Source organism: Pseudomonas sp. YL2 (assembly GCF_023063025.1).
Classification (GTDB): domain Bacteria; phylum Pseudomonadota; class Gammaproteobacteria; order Pseudomonadales; family Pseudomonadaceae; genus Aquipseudomonas; species Aquipseudomonas putida_A.
In genome coordinates, this window is sequence record NZ_JAJSLU010000031.1 from 1 (window position 1) to 21,893 (window position 21,893).

A 21,893-nucleotide genomic window follows, 5' to 3' on the forward strand; every position below is an offset into this window, starting at 1 on the left:
CGCCTGCGCTGTTTGAGCAGCAGGCGGCCTAATACTCCTACGGAGTGGTTTAAAAAAACTGAACCACTACACCGCAGGCGGCGATCTTTTGCTTTTCAGGAACTGACTTTCTTGCGCGGTACGATCTTCTTCAGCAATTGCCTGGCCTTGCCGCGCAACCGCGCCAGTCCCGTGGGTTTCTCCGGCGGGGTCAGGCCTTGTTGGCGTAACCAGTCCTTCCAGCGAATCCGCTCGTCACGCACCAGCCAGCCATCCTGTCTGGCAAAGCTTTCGGCCAGATACAGACCGCGCGTGCCCGCCGGAGACAGCTGACCTTTCTTCAAGGTATACAGCTCGGCCAGCGGTTCGCCGTCCTGCAACGGCATCAGGTACAAATCCGGGCGCTTGCGGTCCAGTCGCGCCACCAGTTGATCACCTTCCAGGCGTTCATCGACGTGAAACAGACTCAGGGATTTGGCTTCCTTTGGCACGTCCAGGCGCAAGTCATAGATAAGTTGCAGCGATGCTGTCGGCAGATGCACGTAGGCCCGTGGTCGTTCGAGCAATTGCAGATTGGCGCAGCGCACCGGCCGCGCCGAACCGGACTGCGGCGTCAGGCGAAACGGCAGGGCCTCGCGATAATGCAGGGCGGAGGCGTAGGGCGCCGGTAGCCAGGTGTCGTTGAAGCGCCCGCCGAGCCAGCCTTCCGGGGTTTCCAGCAGGCACTCTTCGGCAATTTCCTGAATCGCCGTGTGCAGCGGGATGTTCAGTTCTTGAGCAGGCACGTAACCGGAAATCAGCTTGAGCACGACGTCCCCGCGATCCTGCCGACGCTGGCGCACCAGCACCCAGTAATCGCGATTCTGCCAGTGCAGGGTCAGGCGCACAGAGACCCCGAGGTTGGCCAGTTCCACCGCAAAGCGCTCGGCATCCGCCACGCTCACCGGTTTGCGCCGCTGCAGGGTCTGGGCGAAATTCAGCGGCATGCCGACGCTCTGATACGTCAGGCCTTCGGGCGTGGCCTCGACGAACAGCGGCAGCGTCTTGAAGTTGCTCGGGTTCTTTCTGATGAGCGTGCGCGGCATGTCGGCTCCTGCTTAAGGCCGCGGGGCGGCGTCAGTGACCACGAAGGACCTGGGCAACGGTCGCAACGTTATGGGCGAGGTGCAGCGGATTGATCGTCCCGACAATAGCACTGGCCACGCCGGGCTGCTGGAACAACAACTCGAAGCTGGCGCGCACCGGATCCACGCCCGGACTCAGGCATACGTGGCCGCTGGCCAGGGCTTTTTTCACCAGAATGGCTTTGCCGTGGGCAGCAGCATAGTCAATGACTGCCTTCTCGTTCTGTTCGTTCAGATTGTAGGTGACCATCGCGCAGTCCCCTTGCTCCAGCGCCTTGAGTCCACCTTCGACGGTTTTGCCGGAGAAGCCGAAACCGCGAATCTTGCCCTCGGCCTTGAGTGCAGCGAGGGTGGCGTAGACCTCCTCGTGTTCGAGGATCGCCAAGTCGTTGCCGTCGGAGTGCACCAGCACCAGGTCAATAAAATCGGTTTCAAGACGTTGCAGGCTGCGCTCCACCGACATCCGCGTGTGCGCCGCACTGAAGTCATGGCGCGACAGGCCGTCGGCAAACTCTTCACCGACCTTGCTGACGATTACCCAGTCCTGCCGCTGGCCGCGCAACAACGGGCCGAGGCGTTCTTCGCTGCGACCGTAGGCCGGGGCGGTGTCGATCAGGTTGATGCCCAATTCGCGTGCCTGCCTGAGCAGCATGCGCGCGGCATCGTCATCGGGAATCTGAAAACCGTTGGGGTATTTCACCCCTTGGTCGCGACCCAGTTTGACCGTGCCCAGGCCCAGCGGCGAGACCGTCAGGCCGGTGCTGCCCAGTGGGCGATGCAGTTCGTGCAGGGTCGCTACGCTCATGGCAACAGTTGCTCCCAGGCCGGTACGCCCATCGGTGGTTTTGGCAGTGTCGGCAATGGCTCGGCAGCTTGCGGCTGGATGCCGTCGCGCTCCAGCGCAGCGATGACCCGGTCAGCGAAGTCCGGTGCCAGTGCGAGTTTCGTCGGCCAGCCGACCAGCAGGCGACCCTCCTCGGCGAGGAAGGCGTTGTCCGGACGGCTCAGGCCGGTTTGCAGCGGCTCGGCGCGGTCGACGCGCAAGGTCGCCCATTGCGTGGTGCTGAGGTCGATCCACGGCAACAGCTGTGCGATCTCCTTTTGCGCCGTGGCGATCTGTTCGGCAGGTTCGCGGGCCACGCCTTCGCTTTCGGCGATGTCACCGCCCATGTACCAGACCCACTGACCGTCGGCGGCCGGGTGCGTGGTCACGGTGATGCGCGGTTTGGTGCCGCCGCCCAGGCAATGGGCGTACAACGGTTTGAGGCCTGGGCCTTTGGCGATGATCATGTGCAGCGGTCGGCGTTGCATCTGCGGATGGGTCAGGCCCAGGTCTTCCAGCAATCGGGCAGTGCCGGCGCCGGCACTGAGGACGATGCGTTGGGCGTGGATTTCGCGACCGTCGACCTTCAGGCCGACCAGCACACCGGCTTCCAGCAGCGGCTCGATGGTTTGCCCGGCGAGCAGACCGTCACCGGCCAGATCGGCCAGGCGCTGGATCAGGCTCGGCACGTCAACCACCAGTTCGGCGAGGCGATAGACCTTGCCCTTGAAGCGCTTGTCTTGCAGGGCCGGCGGCAGTTGATCGCCCTTGACCTGATCGACCCGGCCACGCACGGCCTTGCTGGCGAAGAAACTGGTGAGGTTGCCGGCGAGTGTGCCGGGCGACCACAGGTAATGCGCTTCGGACAACAGGCGCACGCCGGACAGGTCCAGCTCGCCGTTGCCGGCCAGCGCTTCACGCCAGCGGCGCGGCATGTCGGCGATGGCTTCCGAGGCGCCGGTCAGCGCACCGTGCAACGCATATTTGGCGCCGCCGTGAATGATGCCCTGGGACTTCACACTCTGCCCGCCACCGAGGCTGGCACTTTCCACCAGCACGGTCGAAAAACCCTGACGGCGCAGACGCGCGTTCAGCCAGAGGCCGGCGACACCAGCGCCGACAATCAGAACGTCGGTGGAAATAACGGATGGCATGCAACGACCTCAGTGTTCAAGACGAGGGCGCAGTATACAGACTCGGGAAAGAGCGGGATTTGTCGATGATCAACAGGGCAGATGCAAAACCAAATGTGGGAGCGGGCTTGCTCGCGAATGCGGTGTGTCAGTTAACAGAAATGTTGTTGCCACACCGCCTTCGCGAGCAAGCCCGCTCCCACAGGGGATTTGCGTTACTGCAAATCAGTGCCCGGCAGTCTTGGAGAACAGCTGGATGACCACCACGCCGAGCACGATCAACGCCATGCCGAGCATCGCCGGCACATCCAGCTTCTGCCCATAAATGAACAGCGCCGCGACGCTGACCATGACGATGCCCATGCCCGCCCACACGGCGTAGGCGACTCCCACCGGCACGGTGCGCACCACCAGCGTCAGCATCCAGAAGGCGATCCCGTAGCCGACGATCACCAGAATCAGCGGCAGCGGGGTGCTCAAGCCTTTGACCGCTTTCATCGAAACGGTGGCGATCACTTCGGCGCAAATGGCGATGGCCAGAAAGGCGTAGGCGTTCATGTGTAGATCCTCATGTAAAACGTTGCTTGCTGAGGCGGCATTCTAGTCGCTCGCCAGATGGGGTAAAGTCATTACCTATCTGTTTTGAAGATGGGTTGCAGCATGAATACCCTGTGGAATCTGGAACAACTGCGCGCCTTCGTCAGCGTCGCCGAACAGCGTTCGTTTTCTGCCGTGGCGCGCCAGCAACGCAAGGCGCAGTCGGCGATCAGCAGTGCGATTGCCATGCTGGAAGACGATTTGGGTGTCAGCCTGTTCGAGCGTAGCAGTGGTCGCTCACCCAAGCTCACCGAAGCGGGGGAAGCACTGCTCGAAGAAGCCCGGGAAGTGCTGCGCCAATGCGCGCGGCTGAACGGTCGGGCGATGGCAATGATGCGCGGCCAGGAAGCGCAGTTGCGCGTGGCGCAGGATGAAGCCATGCCGTATCAGGCACTGGTGGAAAGCTTCGATGCGCTGGCCGAGCAATTTCCCAGCCTCGAAGTGCAACTGACCAGCGCCGCCCAGGGTGAAGTCGCACGCAAACTGGTCGAGCGTCGCGCTGATCTGGGCCTGCTGTTCTATCACGACGAAATTCCCGAAGCGCTGGAGCGTCGGGTATTGGGCCGGGTGGAAATGGTCACCGTCTGCGGCATCAATCATCCGCTGGCGACGCAGTCCTACGTCACCTGCCAGCAACTGGCACAGCATCGGCAATTGCTGATGTCGACGCAAACCAGCGTCTACCCCGGCAACGAACCGGCTAGCCCGCAAGTCTGGCGCGCTGACAGTTTCTACGTGATGGCCGAATGGCTGGTGCGGGATCTGGGCTGGGCCTGGCTGCCCCGGCATGTGGTGCAGTACTCGGCCTATCAGGGGTTGATGGTCGAACTGGACAGCGAATGGACCCCGCCGGCGCTGGTGGTGGAGCTGGTCTGGCGCCGGGATGAACCCCTCGGCCCGGCTGCGCGCTGGCTGGCTGAACGTTTTGCCGTGCACTTGCGGGCGATTGGCGACAAAAGTCGATAAACTCCGCCGCCATGAATAGAACTCTCTACACCGCGCTGTTTTACCTGGGGCTGCCATTGGTGGCGATTCGGCTGTGGCTGCGCTCGCGCAAGGCCCCGGCATATGCCAAACGGATTGGCGAGCGCTTCTCTTACGGTATGCCACCACTGCAACCCGGCGGGATCTGGGTGCACGCGGTGTCTGTGGGCGAAAGCATTGCCGCCGCGCCGATGATTCGCGCCTTGCTGCAGCGTTATCCACAGCTGCCGATCACCGTGACCTGCATGACGCCGACCGGATCGGAACGGATTCAGGCGTTGTTCGCCGGCGAACCGCGCATCCAGCATTGTTATCTGCCCTACGACTTGCCGTGCGCAGCGGCGCGTTTTCTTGATCACGCCAAACCGAAACTGGCGGTGATCATGGAAACCGAACTGTGGCCCAACCACATCCATCAGTGCGCCAAGCGCGGGATTCCGGTGGCGCTGGCCAACGGCCGGTTGTCCGAACGATCGGCCCGGGGATATGGCCGTTTCACTAAGCTGACCGCGCCGATGCTCGCTGAAATGAGTTTTTTTGCGGTGCAGACCGAAGCCGAAGCCCAGCGCTTCCGCGACCTGGGCGCGCGTCCGCAGACGGTCGAAGTTACTGGCTCGATCAAGTTCGACCTGACCATCGACCCGCAACTACTGCAGCGCGCCCATGAGTTGCGCGGCCAATGGCAGGCGCTGGAGCGCCCGGTGTGGATCGCTGCGAGTACCCACGAAGGCGAAGACGAAGTGGTGCTCGACGCCCATCGCCGACTGTTGGCGAACTACCCGAATGCATTGCTGATCCTGGTGCCGCGCCATCCCGAGCGCTTCAACTCGGTGTTCGAGTTGTGCCAGCGCGAAGGCTTTGCCACGGTGCGCCGTTCCACCGGTGCCAACGTCGAAGCGGACACTTCAGTGCTGCTTGGCGACACCATGGGCGAGCTGCTGTTTCTCTATGCGTTGGCTGACAGTGCTTTCGTCGGCGGCAGCCTGGTGCCCAACGGCGGGCACAATCTGCTGGAGCCGGCGGCCTTGGCCAAACCGGTGCTCAGCGGCCCGCACCTGTTCAACTTCCTCGACATCGCCGCGCAGTTGCGCGAAGCCGGCGCGCTGGCCGAAGTGGATGATGCCGAAGGGCTGGCGGTGGAAGTGCAGCGCTTGTTCGAATTGCCGCGCGATGCCCAGCGCATGGCCGAGGCGGGACTGGCGGTGATGCGGCGTAATCAGGGTGCGTTGCAGCGGTTGCTGGATGGGCTGGGCCGGTTGATCAAATAGTCGCCCGGAACATTTATTGTGGTGAGGGGATTTATCCCCGATCGGCTGCGCAGCAGTCGTTAACCCTGCTTGCCATATCTGACTGAATCACCGCGGTGAATGGTTTTGGGGCTGCTACGCACCCCATCGGGGATAAATCCCCTCGCCACAGGGGATTTTCCAGATTGTTTAGGGGCGCGCCTTGAGCTGTGCTTCCGCTGCCTTGGCCAGATCCGGTGGCAAGAAGTCCTTGTCCGGGTTGTAGTCGGCCTTCAGATAGCGCGCCAGGTCCTGCAAGTCACCCGGATTCAACGTCCCTGCCGCCTGCTTCAAGCGCAGGTTGTCGAGGATGTAGTCGTAGCGGGTGTTGTTGTAGTTGCGCACCGAGGTGTACAGCTGACGCTGCGCGTCGAGCACGTCGACAATGTTGCGCGTACCCACCTGATAACCGATTTCCGTGGCTTCCACCGCGCTCTGGTTGGAGATGATCGACTGGCGGCGCGCCTGCACCTGCTCGACATCGGTGTTCACCGCGCGGTGCAGGTTGCGGGTGTTTTCCACCACCTGCCGACGCAGGGATTCGCGCTGTTGCTCGCTCTGATCCAGTTGCGCATAGGACTGGCGCACTTGCGAACTGGTCAGCCCGCCACTGTAGATCGGGATGTTCAGTTGCAGGCCCAAAGTGCTTTGCTCGACGTTGCCACTGTACGGCGTGCCGAAGGCGTTCGGGTTGGCGAAACCGAGGGCGTCGTTGTCCCCCTTTTCATATTTGGCCACGGCATCGAGGGTCGGCAGGTGACCGGCCTTGCGCTGTTTTAGGGTCTGTTCGGCGGAGCTGACCGCAAAGTTGCTCGCCAGCAGATTGAGGTTCTGCTTGCCCGCGGTGTCGACCCAGGCCTTGGCGTCGTTTGGCGCCGGCGGCAGGATCGGCAGCGTGTGAACGATGCCCTGAATCGAGTTGTACTGACGGTTGGTCAGGGTGATCAGCGCTTCGAACGCATCGTCAACCTGACGCTGCGCAACGATACGGTTGGCGCGCGCGGTGTCGTAACTGGCCTGCGATTGCAGGACATCGGTCTTGTCCGACAGGCCGACATCGAAACGCTCGTTGGACTGGTCGAGCTGACGCTTGAACGCGGCTTCTTCAGCCTTGGTCGAGGCCAAGTTGTCCTGACTGCGCAGCACGTTGAAGTAGCTTTCAGCCGATTGCAGAATCAGGTTCTGTTCGGTGGCCGAGAGTTGCAGGGCGGCTTGTTCGTTGACGTCTTTCGCCGCTTGGTACTGGAACCAGCGGTCGGCGCGGAACAACGGCTGGGCGAGGGTCGCCTGATAGGAATGCGCGCTGCGATTGGCAATGGCTGAAGGCTGGTCGATCGAGGTGCGCACGTCCGCCACTTCGGCGCCGCCGGACAGGTTAGGCAGCAACCCCGCGCGGGCCTGCGGCACCACTTCTTTCTGGGCGCCGTACTGGGCGCGGGCGGCGGCCAGATCGGCGTTGTTGTCGACGGCTTCCTGATAGACGCTGACCAGATCGGTCTTGGTCGACAAGGGCGCTTCTGCTGCCCAGGCCATTGCGTTGGACGCACAAGACACGGCAAGAGCCAGTGAAAGTTTGCGCAGCATGAGGCGATCCCTAGCAAAAATATTACGGAAATAATGTGCGCGCCAAGGCTACGGCGCGGCCCCGGCAGCGTCAAGGCGCGCAGGGCACAGCGAGTGTAGTTGCGCAATCGTGCGGCAACAATCCTGCAAGTCCCGGTAATTGCGCCATTCATCATGGTGTTTGCCGCGGTGTTGGCGTTCTTTGCCGGTTGTGTCTAGACTGGCCGGGTTCTTGTCGGGGTGCCTTGCTATGAGGCTGAGATCGAATAATTTCGGATCCCGTTGAACCTGATCAGGTTAGCGCCTGCGTAGGGAACAAGATTTCTCGTCACCCGGCGAGTCCTCTTGTGCTTCGTCCGGGATATTGTTCGACAATCGAACGCTCGACGACGATGCACAGCACCAGTCCTGGTGCGTCCGTGCCTTTCAGGTTCTGCTCCGACAATCCATTGCCTGGATGCTGTCTGGAGAGTCCGTGATGACTACAAAAGCAAAAAACGCGATCAACCTGAGTGACTCGGCCAAGGTCGATGAGCAGTCGGTTCAGCCGTTCACCCGTTCGCAAAAAGTCTACGTTCAGGGCTCGCGCCCGGACATCCGCGTGCCGATGCGCGAAATCACCCTCGATGTGACGCCGACCGATTTCGGTGGCGAAATCAACGCGCCGGTCACCGTCTACGACACCTCCGGCCCGTACACCGATCCGAACGTGGTGATCGACGTGCGCAAAGGTCTGGGCGACGTGCGTTCGGCGTGGATCGACGACCGTGGCGACACCGAACGTTTGCCTGGCCTGAGTTCCAATTTCGGCCAGGAGCGCCTCGCCGACCCTGAGCTGACCAAACTGCGTTTTGCCCACGTCAACAACCCGCGCCGGGCCAAGGCCGGGGCCAACGTCAGCCAGATGCACTACGCGCGCAAAGGCATCATCACCGCCGAGATGGAATACGTCGCCATCCGCGAAAACATGAAGCTGCAAGAGGCCCGCGCCGCCGGCCTGTTGACCCAGCAACACGCCGGCCACAGCTTCGGCGCGAGCATTCCGAAAGAAATCACCGCTGAATTCGTCCGCGAAGAAATCGCCCGTGGTCGCGCGATCATTCCGGCCAACATCAACCACGTCGAACTGGAACCGATGATCATCGGCCGTAACTTCCTGGTGAAGATCAACGGCAACATCGGCAACAGCGCCCTGGGTTCGTCCATCGAAGAAGAAGTGGCGAAACTGACCTGGGGCATTCGCTGGGGTTCGGACACGGTGATGGACCTGTCCACCGGCAAACACATTCACGAAACCCGCGAATGGATCATCCGCAACTCGCCGGTGCCGATCGGTACCGTGCCGATCTATCAGGCGCTGGAGAAGGTCAACGGCGTTGCTGAAGACCTGACCTGGGAGCTGTTCCGCGACACGCTGATCGAACAGGCCGAGCAGGGCGTCGACTACTTCACCATCCACGCCGGCGTGCTGCTGCGCTACGTGCCGCTGACCGCCAAGCGCGTGACCGGCATCGTTTCCCGTGGCGGTTCGATCATGGCCAAGTGGTGCCTGGCGCACCACAAAGAGAACTTCCTCTACACCCACTTCGACGAAATCTGCGAAATCATGAAGGCCTACGACGTCAGCTTCTCGCTGGGCGACGGCCTGCGTCCGGGCTCGATTGCCGACGCCAACGACGAAGCGCAATTCGGCGAGCTGGAGACCCTCGGCGAGCTGACCAAGATCGCCTGGAAACACGACGTGCAGTGCATGATCGAAGGCCCGGGCCACGTGCCGATGCAGTTGATCAAAGAGAACATGGACAAGCAGCTGGAGTGCTGTGACGAGGCGCCGTTCTACACCCTCGGCCCGCTGACCACCGACATCGCGCCGGGTTACGACCACATCACCTCGGGTATCGGTGCGGCGATGATCGGCTGGTTCGGTTGCGCCATGCTCTGCTACGTGACGCCGAAGGAACACCTCGGCTTGCCGAACAAGGATGACGTGAAGACCGGGATCATCACCTACAAGATTGCCGCCCACGCAGCGGACCTGGCCAAAGGGCATCCGGGCGCGCAGATTCGCGACAACGCCTTGAGCAAGGCGCGTTTCGAATTCCGTTGGGAAGACCAGTTCAACCTTGGTCTCGATCCGGACACCGCGCGTTCGTATCACGACGAAACCTTGCCGAAGGACTCGGCCAAGGTCGCGCACTTCTGCTCGATGTGCGGGCCGAAATTCTGCTCGATGAAGATCACTCAGGAAGTCCGTGAATACGCGGCCAACCAGCGGATCGACGCGGTCGACGTGGACGTCGCCCAGGGTCTTGCGGAGCAGGCCGAGCGGTTCAAGAAGGAAGGCAGTCAGCTGTACAAGAAGGTTTGATCTGACCTGAAGTCTGCGGTGTCTGTGCTGGCCCCTTCGCGAGCAAGCCCGCTCTCACATTTGAATCCAGCTGTTCACAAAACTTGTGTTCACAGGCGATCCAGTGTGGGAGCGGGCTTGCTCGCGAAGGCGTCAGAACAGGCGCCAGGGATCTCAATGACAAAAATACTCCTCTGAGATAACACCTTGAGCATTCAACCCGGCACTTATTCCCCCGACCTCGCCGTACCCGCCGACAAGCGAGTATTCGGCGGTCGCGATCTGTTTTCCCTGTGGTTTTCCCTCGGCATCGGCCTGATGGTATTGCAAACCGGTGCCTTGCTCGCGCCGGGTCTGGGCCTTTCCGGTTCGCTGCTGGCGATTTTCCTCGGCACACTGGTTGGCGTGCTGCTGTTGGCCGCGGTCGGCGTGATCGGCAGCGATACCGGTCTGTCGTCGATGGCCGCACTCAAACTGAGCCTCGGCCACAAAGGCGCGAGCCTGCCGGCGCTGCTCAACCTGCTGCAACTGATCGGTTGGGGCTCGTTCGAAATCATCGTCATGCGTGACGCTGCCAGCCTGCTCGGCAGCCGTGCGTTCAGCGAAGGTTCGCTGTGGGCCAGCCCGATGCTCTGGACCTTGTGCTTCGGCGCACTGGCGACTTTGCTCGCAGTCAGCGGGCCGCTGACGTTCGTGCGCAAGATCCTGCGTAAATGGGGTATCTGGCTGATCCTGGCGGCGTGCATCTGGCTGACCTGGAATCTGTTCGCCAAGGCTGATCTGGCGGCACTCTGGGCGCGGGCCGGGGACGGTTCGATGCCGTTCGCCGTGGGCTTCGACATTGCCATCGCGATGCCGTTGTCGTGGCTGCCGCTGATCGCCGATTACTCGCGCTTCGGCAAGCGTGCGAAGAACGTCTTCGGCGGCACCGCCATCGGTTTCTTCATCGGCAATTTCTGGCTGATGAGCCTCGGCGTGGCTTACACCCTGGCCTTTGCGCCGAGCGGTGAAGTCAATGCGTTACTGCTGGCACTGGCCGGGGCCGGTCTGGGCATTCCGCTGTTGCTGATTCTGCTGGATGAGTCGGAAAACGCTTTCGCCGACATTCATTCGGCAGCGGTATCGAGCGGGATTCTGTTGCGCTTGAAAGTCGAGCATCTGGCCTTGGCCATCGGCGTGATCTGCACCCTGATTGCACTGCTGGCGCCATTGGCGCAGTACCAGAACTTCCTGTTGCTGATCGGCTCGGTGTTTGCGCCGCTGTTCGGCGTGGTGCTGGTGGATCACTTCATCCTGCGCAAGCGCAGCGCTCAGGTGGCGTCAGCCGCATTGCGCTGGCCGGCGCTGTTGGCGTGGCTGGGCGGGATCAGCACCTACCACTTGCTGGCGAATCTGTATCCGGATGTCGGCGCGACCCTGCCGGCACTGGTGCTGGCAGGGCTGTTGCAACTGGTGCTCGGTCGGGCGTTCAGTTACGGCCGGGAAACAGCTCGGGTTTGAGAATGCCGTTCAGACGCGGGTAAGGGATCTTCAGTTCGACGTGGCCCAGCGCGTAAGGCGCGATGGTGCTCACGTCGTACTTGAGGATCACGCCACCGTAGGTCAGCGCCACGTTCGGGGTTTTGACGAACGGCCAGCTCTTCACGAAATCCGCTTCCTGATCGAGCTTGGTGCTGATCAGCCAGCTGTTATGCGCCACTTGCGCCGCTTTCCAGAACGCCTCTTCCTGACCCGGCAGCAACATGTCCGACAGGTTCAGCACTTTATGCTGCTGACGCGAATAGTTGATAAAACCGCGGCCCGGCGTGCCATGGGCGCCACCGGTGTCGAGGTAGCTCGACAGTTCGATGATCACCAAGCCGTCATGCTGCTCGCGTACCTTGGCCTGCAAATAGCTGCTGTTGCGCGGGCCGGCGTTGCGCAGGAATTGATCACGATAGGCAGCCAGGGTTGGCGCCACCGCTGCGTTCTGCTCGGTGCGGGTCATTTGCAGCAGGCGTTTTTCGATAATGCCGTCCAGCGCAGGCTCGGCCGCGAAGTGCACGGTATCGATATTCACCAGCGGGCAGTCCGGGTTGGAACAGCCGGGTTTCAGGGTTTCCGACGCATCGCGGGTGGTTTCCAGCGGCGTGCGGTAGTTGGGCTGGAACAGGTTGGCGCAGGCGCCCAGGGTCAGGGCGATGGCGGCCACGGAGGCAATTTTGAAAAGCGACATGGGCGTCCTTTCTGAAACAGGGGAAGGCAAAAAGTTATCCGCTTCGACTCTCGCCGAAGCAGTCAGTTCGCCACTAAGCTAATTAGAGTGGGTTTCGCCTCCACCGTCCATCCCGCTGACGGTAAAGGGGCTGCATCAATCATCGCGGGCGCGTTAGGATGGCGCGAAGTCGAGGTCGCCAGTAACCAAAAGCAGCCTCGTATTGGATTTGCAGCAAGAGAGGATGCTCATGACAGATTTTGCCAACGCCACTCCGGCCACCGTCGATGTTGTAAAGCGCGAGCGCTGCTACGAGGGCTTCTACAAGCTCGACCGTTTGCACCTGCGCCATGAGCTGTTCGCCGGGGGCATGAGCCGCGAGATCAACCGCGAAGTCTTCGTGCGTCACGATGCCGTGTGCCTGCTGCCTTACGATCCAAAGCGCGATGAAGTGGTGCTGCTCGAGCAGTTTCGCGTCGGTGCCATGGGCAAGACCGACAACCCGTGGCTGGTTGAGCTGGTCGCCGGTCTGATCGACAAGGCCGAAGTGCCGGAAGAAGTTGCTCACCGCGAGGCGCAGGAGGAAGCTGGGCTGGACATCAAGGCCCTGTGGCCGATGACCAAATATTTCCCGTCGCCGGGCGGCAGCAACGAATTCGTGCATTTGTACCTGGGGCACTGCAGCACCGAAGGCGTAGGCGGCCTGCATGGGCTGGAGGAAGAAGCAGAAGACATCCGTGTCACGGTCTGGGCCTTTGAAGATGCCTTGCAGGCCGTCCGTGACGGACGCATTGCCAACGCGGCGAGCATCATCGCCTTGCAATGGCTGGCGCTGAACCGCGCCGAAGTGAGGGGGTTATGGTCGTAAACAAGCTGCGCGATCGCTATCGAGTCGACCTCGCCGGGCTGCAAGCCGCCTGCGAGGCCAACTACGCGCGCCTGATGCGACTGGTGCCGGACATGCGCAACGACCCCGAGGCGCGGCGGATCGCCGTGACCCAGGGCGAGCAGATGCTCGGCGTGCTGGCCCTCGAAGTGCTGCAGACCTGCCCCTACACCACCACTTTGCAGGTGCGTCAGGAACACAGTTTGCCGTGGCTGCCGGTGCCGCAACTGGAAGTGCAGGTCTATCACGACGCGCGCATGGCCGAGGTGATCAGCGCCGAACATGCACGACGCTTTCGCGGCATCTATCCTTACCCGAACGCCGCGATGCATCAGCCGGATGAAAAGGCCCAGCTCAATCTGTTCCTGGGGGAATGGCTGAGCCATTGTCTGGCCTTGGGGCACGAGTACGAAGTCGTACGCTAGTTGTGAACTGCGTCCGGTTCGCCGGTTTCCCCTTTGCGTCATCCCCCAGCATAATTGCGGCACTCAACCGATTCCGTGCTTTTGCCCTGGGAGAACGCCTTGCCGAGCGTATCCACATTGACCACCGCCGATCCGGCGTTGCTGGTGCAGTTATCCGACAGTCATCTGTTCGCCGAGGCGGGCGGCACGCTGCTGGGCATGAACACCCGCGAGAGCCTGCAAAAGGTCATCGAACTGGTGCTCAGGCAGCAACCTCGGATCGACTTGATTCTGGCCACGGGGGACCTTTCCCAGGATGGCACTCTGGAGTCGTATCAACAGTTTCGTGAGATGACGGCGCAGATCGATGCGCCGGCGCGCTGGATTCCCGGCAATCACGATGAGCCGCAAATCATGGCTCAGGCCGCGGTGCAAAGTGCATTGCTGGAGTCAGTGGTCGATGTCGGCAACTGGCGCGTGACCTTGCTCGACTCGGCGGTGCCGGGTTCTGTGCCGGGGTATCTGCAGGATGATCAGTTGCAACTGCTGGCGCGCTCGCTGAGCGAAGCGCCGGAGCGCCATCATCTGGTGTGTTTCCACCATCATCCGGTGCCGGTGGGTTGTGCCTGGGCGGAGCCGATCGGTTTGCGCAATCCCGAAGCATTCTTCGACGTGCTCGATCGTTTTCCTCAGGCTCGCGCGGTGCTGTGGGGGCATGTGCATCAGGAGATCGACCGCGAACGCAACGGCGTACGGCTGATGGCCTCGCCTTCGACCTGCATTCAGTTCGAGCCGGGCAGTCACGACTTCAAGGTCGGTGAGCAGGCGCCGGGCTATCGCTGGTTGCGGCTGTTGCCGGACGGGCGGCTGGAAACCGGTGTCGAGCGCGTTACCGACTTCCAATTCACCGTCGATTACGGCTCCGAAGGCTACTGAAAACCGAGTTGCGCCCCTTCGCGAGCAAGCCCGCTCCCACAAAGGATCTGTGCCGTTCGCAAATTCCTTGTGGGAGCGGGCTTGCTCGCGAAGGCGTCCTTACAAACACCCACGACTTCCCTGACTCCCTGTAAACTCCGCTATCTTTCGCCGACACTCAGGGAGCTCAAATGTCCGGTTCGATCCTCTATATCCACGGTTTCAACAGCGCGCCGGCCTCGAAAAAGGCCTGTCAGCTGGTCGAGGTGATGGAACGGCTGGGTTTGAGCGACCAATTGCGTGTCCCGGCGCTGCATCACCACCCGCGTGAAGCCATCGGTCAGTTGCAGCAGGCGATTGCCGAGCTGGGCCGGCCGTTGCTGGTGGGAAGCTCACTCGGCGGCTACTATGCGACTCACCTGGCTGAGCGCCACGGCTTGAAAGCCCTGCTGGTCAACCCGGCGGTCAGCCCGCACCGGATGTTCGACGGCTACCTGGGCACACAGAAAAACCTGTATACCGATGAGACCTGGGAATTGACCCACGACCATGTGACGGCCCTGGCCGAGCTGGAAGTGCCGGCACCCATGGATGCACAGCGTTATCAGGTGTGGTTGCAGACCGGCGATGAAACACTGGATTATCGCCTCGCCCAGCAGTATTACCGGGCCTGCGCCTTGCGCATTCAGGCCGGCGGCGACCATGGTTACCAGGGTTTTGCCGAACAATTACCGGCGTTGTTGAGTTTTGCCGGCATTGGCGCCGATTTGTATCAGGCAATCGATTTCACCGCACTGTGAAGTCTTGCCCCTTTTTCATTGAATCACTGACGACGAGACCCTATGGCCACTCCCAGCGCTAGCTCTTATAACGCCGACGCCATCGAAGTCCTCTCGGGCCTCGACCCGGTGCGCAAACGCCCCGGCATGTACACCGACACCAGTCGGCCGAACCACCTCGCCCAGGAAGTCATCGACAACAGTGTCGACGAAGCCCTGGCCGGCCACGCCAAATCGGTGCAGGTCATTCTGCACGCCGATCACTCGCTTGAGGTCAGCGACGATGGTCGCGGCATGCCGGTCGACATTCACCCGGAAGAGGGTGTGTCGGGTGTCGAGCTGATCCTCACCAAGCTGCATGCGGGCGGCAAGTTTTCCAACAAGAACTACCAGTTCTCCGGCGGTCTGCACGGGGTGGGTATTTCCGTGGTCAACGCCTTGTCGACCGAAGTCCGGGTGCGCGTGAAGCGTGACGGCAACGAATACCAGATGACCTTCAAGGATGGCTTCAAGGCCACCGAGCTGGAAATCGTCGGCACCGTCGGCAAGCGCAACACCGGCACCAGCGTGTACTTCGCGCCGGATCCGAAATACTTCGACTCACCGAAATTCTCCATCAGCCGCCTCAAGCACGTGCTCAAGGCCAAGGCTGTGCTGTGCCCGGGGCTGCTGGTCAGCTTCGAAGACAAGGGCACCGGCGAGAAAGTCGAATGGCATTACGAAGACGGCCTGCGCTCCTATCTGGTGGACGCGGTCAGCGAATTCGAACGCCTGCCGGACGAGCCGTTCTGCGGCAGCCTCGCCGGTAATAAAGAAGCGGTGGATTGGGCGCTGTTGTGGCTGCCGGAAGGTGGCGACGCGGTGCAGGAAAGCTACGTCAACCTGATCCCGACGGCGCAGGGCGGGACCCACGTCAACGGTTTGCGTCAGGGCCTGCTCGACGCGATGCGCGAGTTCTGCGAATTCCGCAGCCTGCTGCCGCGCGGCGTGAAGCTGGCGCCGGAAGACGTCTGGGAGCGCATCGCTTTCGTGCTGTCGATGAAGATGCAGGAGCCGCAATTCTCTGGTCAGACCAAAGAGCGTCTGTCGTCCCGTGAAGCGGCGGCATTCGTCTCCGGTGTGGTCAAGGACGCCTTCAGCCTGTGGCTCAACGCCAACCCGGAAACCGGTTTGGCGCTGGCCGAACTGGCGATCAACAACGCCGGTCGCCGCCTCAAGGCAAGCAAAAAGGTCGAGCGCAAGCGCGTCACCCAAGGCCCTGCGTTGCCGGGCAAACTGGCTGACTGCGCCGGACAGGATCCGATGCGTTCCGAGCTGTTCCTGGTCGAAGGTGATTCCGCCGGTGGTTCCGCCAAGCAAGCGCGGGACAAGGAATTCCAGGCGATCCTGCCGTTGCGCGGCAAGATCCTCAATACTTGGGAAGTCGACGGCAGCGAAGTGCTTGCCAGCCAGGAAGTGCACAACATCGCCGTGGCCATCGGGGTCGATCCGGGCGCGGCAGACATGAGTCAACTGCGCTACGGCAAGATCTGCATCCTCGCCGACGCCGACTCCGACGGTCTGCACATCGCGACGTTGCTCTGCGCGTTGTTCGTCCAGCATTTCCGCCCACTGGTGGACGCCGGTCACGTCTACGTGGCGATGCCGCCGCTGTACCGCATCGATCTCGGCAAAGAGATCTACTACGCCCTCGACGAAGCCGAGCGCGACGGGATTCTCGACCGTCTGGTGGCCGAGAAGAAACGCGGCAAACCGCAGGTCACCCGATTCAAAGGTCTGGGTGAAATGAACCCGCCGCAATTGCGTGAAACCACCATGGACCCGAACACCCGGCGCCTGGTGCAGTTGACGCTGGGCGATGATTTTGCCGAAACCTCGGAAATGATGGACATGTTGCTGGCGAAGAAACGCGCCGGTGACCGCAAAACCTGGCTCGAATCCAAGGGCAACCTTGCCGAGGTGCTGGCCTGATGCGGTTTGGCTGGGCCTTGGCGGGTGCATTGCTGCTGAGTGCGATGGGCGTGTCGGCGGAGCCGCTGCAGGAGTTGCGCGTGCTCTCGGAACATCCGGTCGAAGGCATGCGTGGCGGCAACCTGTCGGGACTGGCCATGTGTGGCAGCGAGTTGTGGACGGTGTCGGACCGCGATGACGATCAGATCTATCGGCTCAATACCGCCGATCAGGTCTGGCAGGCCGAAGCCTTGCACATCGACGTACCGCTGGTGCCGGAGACCGGTTTGCCGTGGGGATTGCGCTCGCGCAATTGGGCCGCGTCGTTCGTGCGCGGTGGCGACCTGGATTTCGAAGGCATCAGCTGCGACAGTGCCGGCAATCGCTACATTGTCAGCGAGGGCCACGCGGCGGTCTTGCAGGTGCCCGTCAGCGGCCCGGTCAACTGGCTGAAGATTTCGCCGATGATGGTTCGCGAAGCGCGGGCCAGTGGCATGCTCCTGCATTTCAATGCGATCTTCGAAGGTCTGGCGATCAACCCGGCGGGCGATCAGATGTGGCTGGCCGGCGAACGGCAAAACCGCGGCTTGCTGCTGATCAAGCGTCAGCAGACGGTGTGGGATTGCGACGGTCGTTGCGTGCTGCTCAGCGAGGGCGGCAAGGAGATGCAGCCGCCGCAGTTCCCGCACGCCAAAGCGGTCGACCGCGACTTTTCCGACCTTTCGTTGTTCAACGGCAAATTGTTTACCCTTGAACGCAACGCCTTCCAGATTTGTCGGCGCGATGCGCAGACTGCCAAGGTCGAGCGCTGCTGGTCGTACGCCGCTGAACTGTTGCAGGCCAACCGCCGTTACTCGCAGAACTTCGGGTTGGAAGAAGCATTGATCGTTGACGCTGAGGGTGCGTGGATCGGCGTCGACAATAATTTCGGCCCCCGCGCCGACGGTGAGGTAAGGCCGATCGTCTGGCGCTTCGCCGCGCCTGAAGGTGGCTGGAGCGCCAAACCGTGAGTCAGCAACCGCCGGGCAAGCGCGCCGGCCGGGTGTTGATGATTCTGGCCTGGTGCGCGGGGCTGTTTCTGGCCACGCGGTTTTTCGGCCAGTGGGAAGAACGTCAGCAGAATCCGAATGTGGTGGTCACGTCCGAGCAGCATGGCGGCGTGATCGAAGTGAAGCTGGCCGGCAACGCCCAAGGGCATTTTGTCGCCAGCGGTCAGATCAACGGTGAGCCGGTGGAGTTCATGCTCGACACCGGCGCGACCGATGTGGCGATCCCGGCGGATCTGGCCAAGCGCTTGAAACTGGAAGAGGGTTTCGGTGTGACCCTGAGCACGGCCAACGGCCTGAGCCAGGGCTACCGGACAAAGATCGACCGCCTGCAACTGGGCGACATCGTGCTGCGGGACGTCCGCGCGCTGGTGGCGCCGGGGCTGCATGGCGATCAGGTGCTGCTCGGCATGAGCGCCCTGAACAAACTTGAATTTACCCAGCGCGGTGGCACCATGCTGCTGCGCCAGACAACGAACCGATGAGGCCCGCATGAGCGACTCCCTTGATCTCAGCCTGGACGGTGTAGAACGCCGATCGCTGGCTGACTTCACCGAAAATGCCTACCTCAACTACTCCATGTACGTGATCATGGACCGTGCCCTGCCGCATATCGGCGACGGCCTGAAACCGGTACAGCGGCGCATCATTTATGCGATGAGCGAGCTGGGGCTGGACGCCGATTCCAAGCACAAGAAATCGGCGCGTACCGTCGGTGACGTGCTCGGCAAGTTCCATCCGCACGGCGATTCGGCGTGTTACGAAGCGATGGTGCTGATGGCCCAGCCGTTCAGCTATCGCTACACGCTGGTCGACGGCCAGGGCAACTGGGGTGCGCCGGACGATCCGAAGTCCTTCGCCGCCATGCGTTACACCGAAGCACGCCTGTCGCGCTATTCCGAAGTGCTGCTCAGCGAGCTGGGCCAGGGCACCGCTGATTGGGGCCCGAATTTCGACGGTACCTTGCAGGAACCACTGGTGTTGCCGGCACGTTTGCCGAACATCCTGCTCAACGGCACCACCGGCATCGCTGTCGGTATGGCCACCGACGTGCCGCCGCACAATCTGCGCGAAGTCGCCACTGCCTGCGTGCGCTTGCTCGATGAGCCGAAAGCCACGGTCGAACAGCTCTGCGAACACATTCAAGGCCCGGACTATCCGACCGAAGCGGAAATCATCACGCCGCGTGCCGACCTGCTGAAAATGTACGAAACCGGCAAGGGCTCGGTACGCATGCGCGCCGTGTACCACGTCGAGGACGGCGACATCATCGTCACCGCGCTGCCGCACCAGGTCTCCGGGGCCAAAGTGCTGGAGCAGATCGCCGCGCTGATGCAGGCCAAGCCGTCGAAAGCACCGCAGATCGCTGACCTTCGTGATGAATCCGACCACGAAAACCCGTGCCGCATCGTGATCATTCCGGTCAACAGTCGCGTCGATCACGAAGCGCTGATGCAGCACCTGTTCGCCAGCACCGAGCTGGAGTCGACCTACCGGGTCAACGTCAACATCATCGGTCTGGATGGCAAGCCGCAGTTGAAGAACCTGCGTGCATTGCTGGTCGAATGGCTGGAATTCCGCGTGCTGACCGTGCGGCGCCGCCTGCAATTCCGCCTCGACAAGGTCGAGCGTCGCCTGCACCTGTTGGACGGTTTGCTGATCGCCTACCTCAACCTGGATGAAGTGATCCACATCATCCGCACCGAGGAGCACCCGAAAGCCAAGCTGATCGAGCGATTTGCCCTTAGCGAGATCCAGGCCGACTACATCCTCGACACCCGTCTGCGGCAGTTGGCGCGTCTGGAAGAGATGAAGCTGCGCGACGAGCAGGACGAACTGCTCAAGGAACAGGCCAAGCTGCAAGCCCTGCTGGGCAGCGAAGCCAAGCTGAAGAAGCTGGTGCGCACCGAGCTGCTCAAAGACGCTGAAACCTATGGCGATGACCGTCGTTCGCCGATCGTCGAACGTGCTGAAGCGAAAGCGCTGACCGAACACGATCTGCTGCCGAACGAGAAAGTTACCGTCGTGCTGTCGGAAAAAGGCTGGATCCGTTCGGCCAAAGGCCATGACATCGATGCCACCGGCCTGTCGTACAAGGCGGGTGACGGCTTCAAGACCTCGGCGGCGGGGCGTTCCAACCAGTCTGCCGTGGTGATTGATTCCACTGGCCGCAGCTATTCGGTCGCCGCCCACACCTTGCCGTCGGCGCGTGGCCAGGGCGAACCGTTGACCGGCCGTCTGACCCCGCCACCGGGTGCGACCTTCGAGTGCGTGCTGATGCCGGAAGACGATGCGCTGTATGTGATCGCCTCCGACGCCGGTTACGGTTTCGTGGTCAAGGGCGAAGACCTGCAAGCCAAGAACAAGGCCGGTAAAGCTCTGTTGAGCTTGCCGAACAACGCCAAGGTGATCGCGCCGCGTCCGGTGACTGATCGCGAGAATGACTTGCTTGCCGCCGTGACAAGCGAGGGGCGGATGCTGGTCTTCAATATCAGCGATTTGCCGCAGTTGGCGAAGGGCAAGGGCAACAAGATCATCGGTGTACCGGGTGACCGTGTCGCCAGCCGTGAAGAGTTTGTCACGGACATTGCTGTGATTCCCGCGGGTGCAACCTTGATCCTGCAAGCAGGCAAACGTCCGTATAAACTGAAAGCTGAAGACCTCGAACACTACAAAGGTGAGCGTGGACGGCGTGGCAACAAGCTTCCACGTGGCTTCCAGCGGGTCGATGCACTGCTCGTCGAAAACCTCAATTAGGCGAAAACGCCCATCTAGAGGCGTCGATCTACGATTTAACGCGTAGATCGACGCTTTGGCGCTGGAGTCGGAACGCATATTCACGGATGATATGGCCTTTCCAAGCGCCGGCGTGGCCGAGCGTTCTTCATATTTATTGAGTATTTTCACTGTGGTCAGCCTTGTGGCGGCCACCTGGACGGGATGATGACTGCTCTGCGCCCCCTTATTTTCCTGCTCGCCGGCGTTTTGGGCCTGGCGGGTTGCAGCGTTCACCAGCCGGTGTCGCTGTATCAGCTGGACAGCGGAAGTCCGGCTCAGCCTGCGCAAAGCACAGGCATGGCGGTTTTGTTGGGTCCGGTAGTCATTGCTGATTACCTGCAACGTGAAACTTTGCTGCAACGTCAACCGGACGGCAGCCTGCAAGCCTCGACCGACGGTCGCTGGGCGGGCAGCCTTTCGTCGGATATCGATCAATTGCTGATGCGTCAGGTGGCCGGTCATCTGGACAGCCAGCGTGTGGTATTGGCACCCGCCACTCTGGGATTTGCCCCGGATGTGCAAGTATTGCTGACCATCACGCGTCTGGACTCCGGTGAGAAGCAACCGGCGATCCTCGATGCACAATGGCGTCTGATCGACCGTCGTGGTCAGGTGCGCGACAACCGCATCGTTCATCTGCAGGAGCTGCATGCCGGTACCACGGCTTCGCAGGTGCAGGCGCAGGGGATTCTGCTGCAGCGTCTGGCCGAGCAGTTGTCGGTGGCGCTCAAGCCATTGGCCAACCAGCCTCCGGTGGCCGAAGCACCGCGTAAGGCAGCGCCTAAACCGGCAGCGCCGGCGGCGGATGCAGAGAAGCAGCCGAAGATTCCGATGGCTTCGCCGATTCGTACCGATATGGAAGTGTTCCGCTTCTGAGTGTGGTTTGAGTCAAAACAAAGCCCGCCTTGTGCGGGCTTTGTTGTGTCCGGGGGCTGGAGGACAGTTGTCGTCAGTGCTGACGCCTTCGCGAGCAAGCTCGCTCCCACATTTGATCAGCGGCGGGCACGTACCCTGTGGGAGCAACTGTCTTACTACCACCGTTCGTCACCGCCACTCTGTGCCGTCTCGCAGCATGGCATTCAGTCTGATCAGCAGTATTCGCATA

At 61.7% G+C, this 21,893-nt stretch carries 19 protein-coding genes and 1 riboswitch; of the genes, 13 read left to right on the forward strand and 6 right to left on the reverse strand.

Annotation, left to right across the window (positions count from 1 at the left end):
* Positions 1–95 precede the first annotated feature (95 nt).
* From LVD08_RS27435 to LVD08_RS27450, 4 genes are all read right to left on the reverse strand, one after another.
* On the reverse strand, positions 96–1,064 hold the full coding sequence (locus LVD08_RS27435) for a hypothetical protein (RefSeq protein WP_027611383.1): 969 nt from the start codon (positions 1,062–1,064) through the stop codon (positions 96–98).
* A gap of 31 nt (positions 1,065–1,095) precedes the next feature.
* Complete coding sequence (locus LVD08_RS27440) at positions 1,096–1,908, reverse strand: aldo/keto reductase (RefSeq protein ID WP_247269722.1); 813 nt, start codon at positions 1,906–1,908, stop codon at positions 1,096–1,098.
* Entirely contained in the window at positions 1,905–3,080 is a 1,176-nt protein-coding gene (locus LVD08_RS27445) for an NAD(P)/FAD-dependent oxidoreductase (RefSeq protein WP_247269723.1), read from the reverse strand. Before LVD08_RS27445 ends, LVD08_RS27440 begins: the two co-directional genes overlap by 4 nt.
* A 204-nt stretch (positions 3,081–3,284) precedes the next feature.
* Positions 3,285–3,617: a DMT family transporter gene (locus LVD08_RS27450; protein ID WP_003221050.1), complete on the reverse strand. Its 333-nt coding sequence runs from the start codon at positions 3,615–3,617 to the stop codon at positions 3,285–3,287.
* 102 nt (positions 3,618–3,719) lie between these two features.
* Between LVD08_RS27450 and LVD08_RS27455 the strand changes: the two genes are divergently transcribed.
* Together LVD08_RS27455 and waaA are read left to right on the forward strand one after the other, a co-directional pair.
* Positions 3,720–4,622, forward strand: a complete 903-nt coding sequence (locus LVD08_RS27455) for a LysR family transcriptional regulator (RefSeq protein WP_247269724.1) — start codon at positions 3,720–3,722, stop codon at positions 4,620–4,622.
* Positions 4,623–4,633: 11 nt separating this feature from the next.
* On the forward strand, positions 4,634–5,908 hold the full coding sequence (gene waaA / locus LVD08_RS27460; RefSeq protein WP_247269725.1) for a lipid IV(A) 3-deoxy-D-manno-octulosonic acid transferase: 1,275 nt from the start codon (positions 4,634–4,636) through the stop codon (positions 5,906–5,908).
* 168 nt (positions 5,909–6,076) lie between these two features.
* On the opposite strand, the gene LVD08_RS27465 is transcribed toward waaA, so the two are convergent.
* Positions 6,077–7,510 carry a TolC family outer membrane protein gene (locus LVD08_RS27465; RefSeq protein WP_097087093.1) on the reverse strand — a complete coding sequence of 478 codons (1,434 nt, stop codon included), beginning with the start codon at positions 7,508–7,510 and terminating at the stop codon, positions 6,077–6,079.
* 205 nt (positions 7,511–7,715) lie between these two features.
* Positions 7,716–7,821: riboswitch (TPP riboswitch) on the forward strand.
* A gap of 146 nt (positions 7,822–7,967) precedes the next feature.
* Here LVD08_RS27465 and thiC point away from each other — a divergent pair.
* Positions 7,968–9,857: a phosphomethylpyrimidine synthase ThiC gene (thiC, locus tag LVD08_RS27470; RefSeq protein WP_096794747.1), complete on the forward strand. Its 1,890-nt coding sequence runs from the start codon at positions 7,968–7,970 to the stop codon at positions 9,855–9,857.
* 186 nt (positions 9,858–10,043) lie between these two features.
* Complete coding sequence (cytX, locus tag LVD08_RS27475; RefSeq protein ID WP_225137265.1) at positions 10,044–11,336, forward strand: putative hydroxymethylpyrimidine transporter CytX; 1,293 nt, start codon at positions 10,044–10,046, stop codon at positions 11,334–11,336.
* Here cytX and LVD08_RS27480 read toward each other — a convergent pair.
* Entirely contained in the window at positions 11,305–12,051 is a 747-nt protein-coding gene (locus LVD08_RS27480) for an RsiV family protein (RefSeq protein ID WP_027611391.1), read from the reverse strand. The genes cytX and LVD08_RS27480 overlap by 32 nt on opposite strands.
* 229 nt (positions 12,052–12,280) lie before the next feature.
* Between LVD08_RS27480 and LVD08_RS27485 the strand changes: the two genes are divergently transcribed.
* From LVD08_RS27485 to LVD08_RS27525, 9 genes are all read left to right on the forward strand, one after another.
* Positions 12,281–12,898 carry an NUDIX domain-containing protein gene (locus tag LVD08_RS27485; protein WP_027611392.1) on the forward strand — a complete coding sequence of 206 codons (618 nt, stop codon included), beginning with the start codon at positions 12,281–12,283 and terminating at the stop codon, positions 12,896–12,898.
* Positions 12,889–13,341 carry a DUF1249 domain-containing protein gene (locus tag LVD08_RS27490; protein WP_007967395.1) on the forward strand — a complete coding sequence of 151 codons (453 nt, stop codon included), beginning with the start codon at positions 12,889–12,891 and terminating at the stop codon, positions 13,339–13,341. The genes LVD08_RS27485 and LVD08_RS27490 overlap by 10 nt, the downstream gene beginning before the upstream one ends.
* Positions 13,342–13,440: 99 nt before the next feature.
* Positions 13,441–14,256: a 3',5'-cyclic-AMP phosphodiesterase gene (cpdA, locus tag LVD08_RS27495; RefSeq protein WP_247269726.1), complete on the forward strand. Its 816-nt coding sequence runs from the start codon at positions 13,441–13,443 to the stop codon at positions 14,254–14,256.
* 170 nt (positions 14,257–14,426) lie between these two features.
* Positions 14,427–15,035 (forward strand): YqiA/YcfP family alpha/beta fold hydrolase, encoded by a 609-nt coding sequence (locus tag LVD08_RS27500; RefSeq protein WP_027611394.1) that lies wholly within the window; start codon positions 14,427–14,429, stop codon positions 15,033–15,035.
* 42 nt (positions 15,036–15,077) lie between these two features.
* The gene (gene parE / locus LVD08_RS27505) at positions 15,078–16,985 is read left to right on the forward strand and encodes a DNA topoisomerase IV subunit B (RefSeq protein WP_007967400.1); all 1,908 of its coding nucleotides are present in this window, start codon (positions 15,078–15,080) and stop codon (positions 16,983–16,985) included.
* Positions 16,985–17,974: an esterase-like activity of phytase family protein gene (locus LVD08_RS27510; RefSeq protein WP_247269727.1), complete on the forward strand. Its 990-nt coding sequence runs from the start codon at positions 16,985–16,987 to the stop codon at positions 17,972–17,974. Before parE ends, LVD08_RS27510 begins: the two co-directional genes overlap by 1 nt.
* Positions 17,971–18,495, forward strand: a complete 525-nt coding sequence (locus LVD08_RS27515; RefSeq protein WP_027611396.1) for a retropepsin-like aspartic protease family protein — start codon at positions 17,971–17,973, stop codon at positions 18,493–18,495. The genes LVD08_RS27510 and LVD08_RS27515 overlap by 4 nt, the downstream gene beginning before the upstream one ends.
* Positions 18,496–18,502: 7 nt before the next feature.
* Complete coding sequence (parC, locus tag LVD08_RS27520) at positions 18,503–20,767, forward strand: DNA topoisomerase IV subunit A (RefSeq protein ID WP_027611397.1); 2,265 nt, start codon at positions 18,503–18,505, stop codon at positions 20,765–20,767.
* 186 nt (positions 20,768–20,953) lie between these two features.
* Positions 20,954–21,664, forward strand: a complete 711-nt coding sequence (locus LVD08_RS27525) for a PqiC family protein (RefSeq protein ID WP_095138104.1) — start codon at positions 20,954–20,956, stop codon at positions 21,662–21,664.
* The last annotated feature ends 229 nt before the right edge of the window (positions 21,665–21,893 follow it).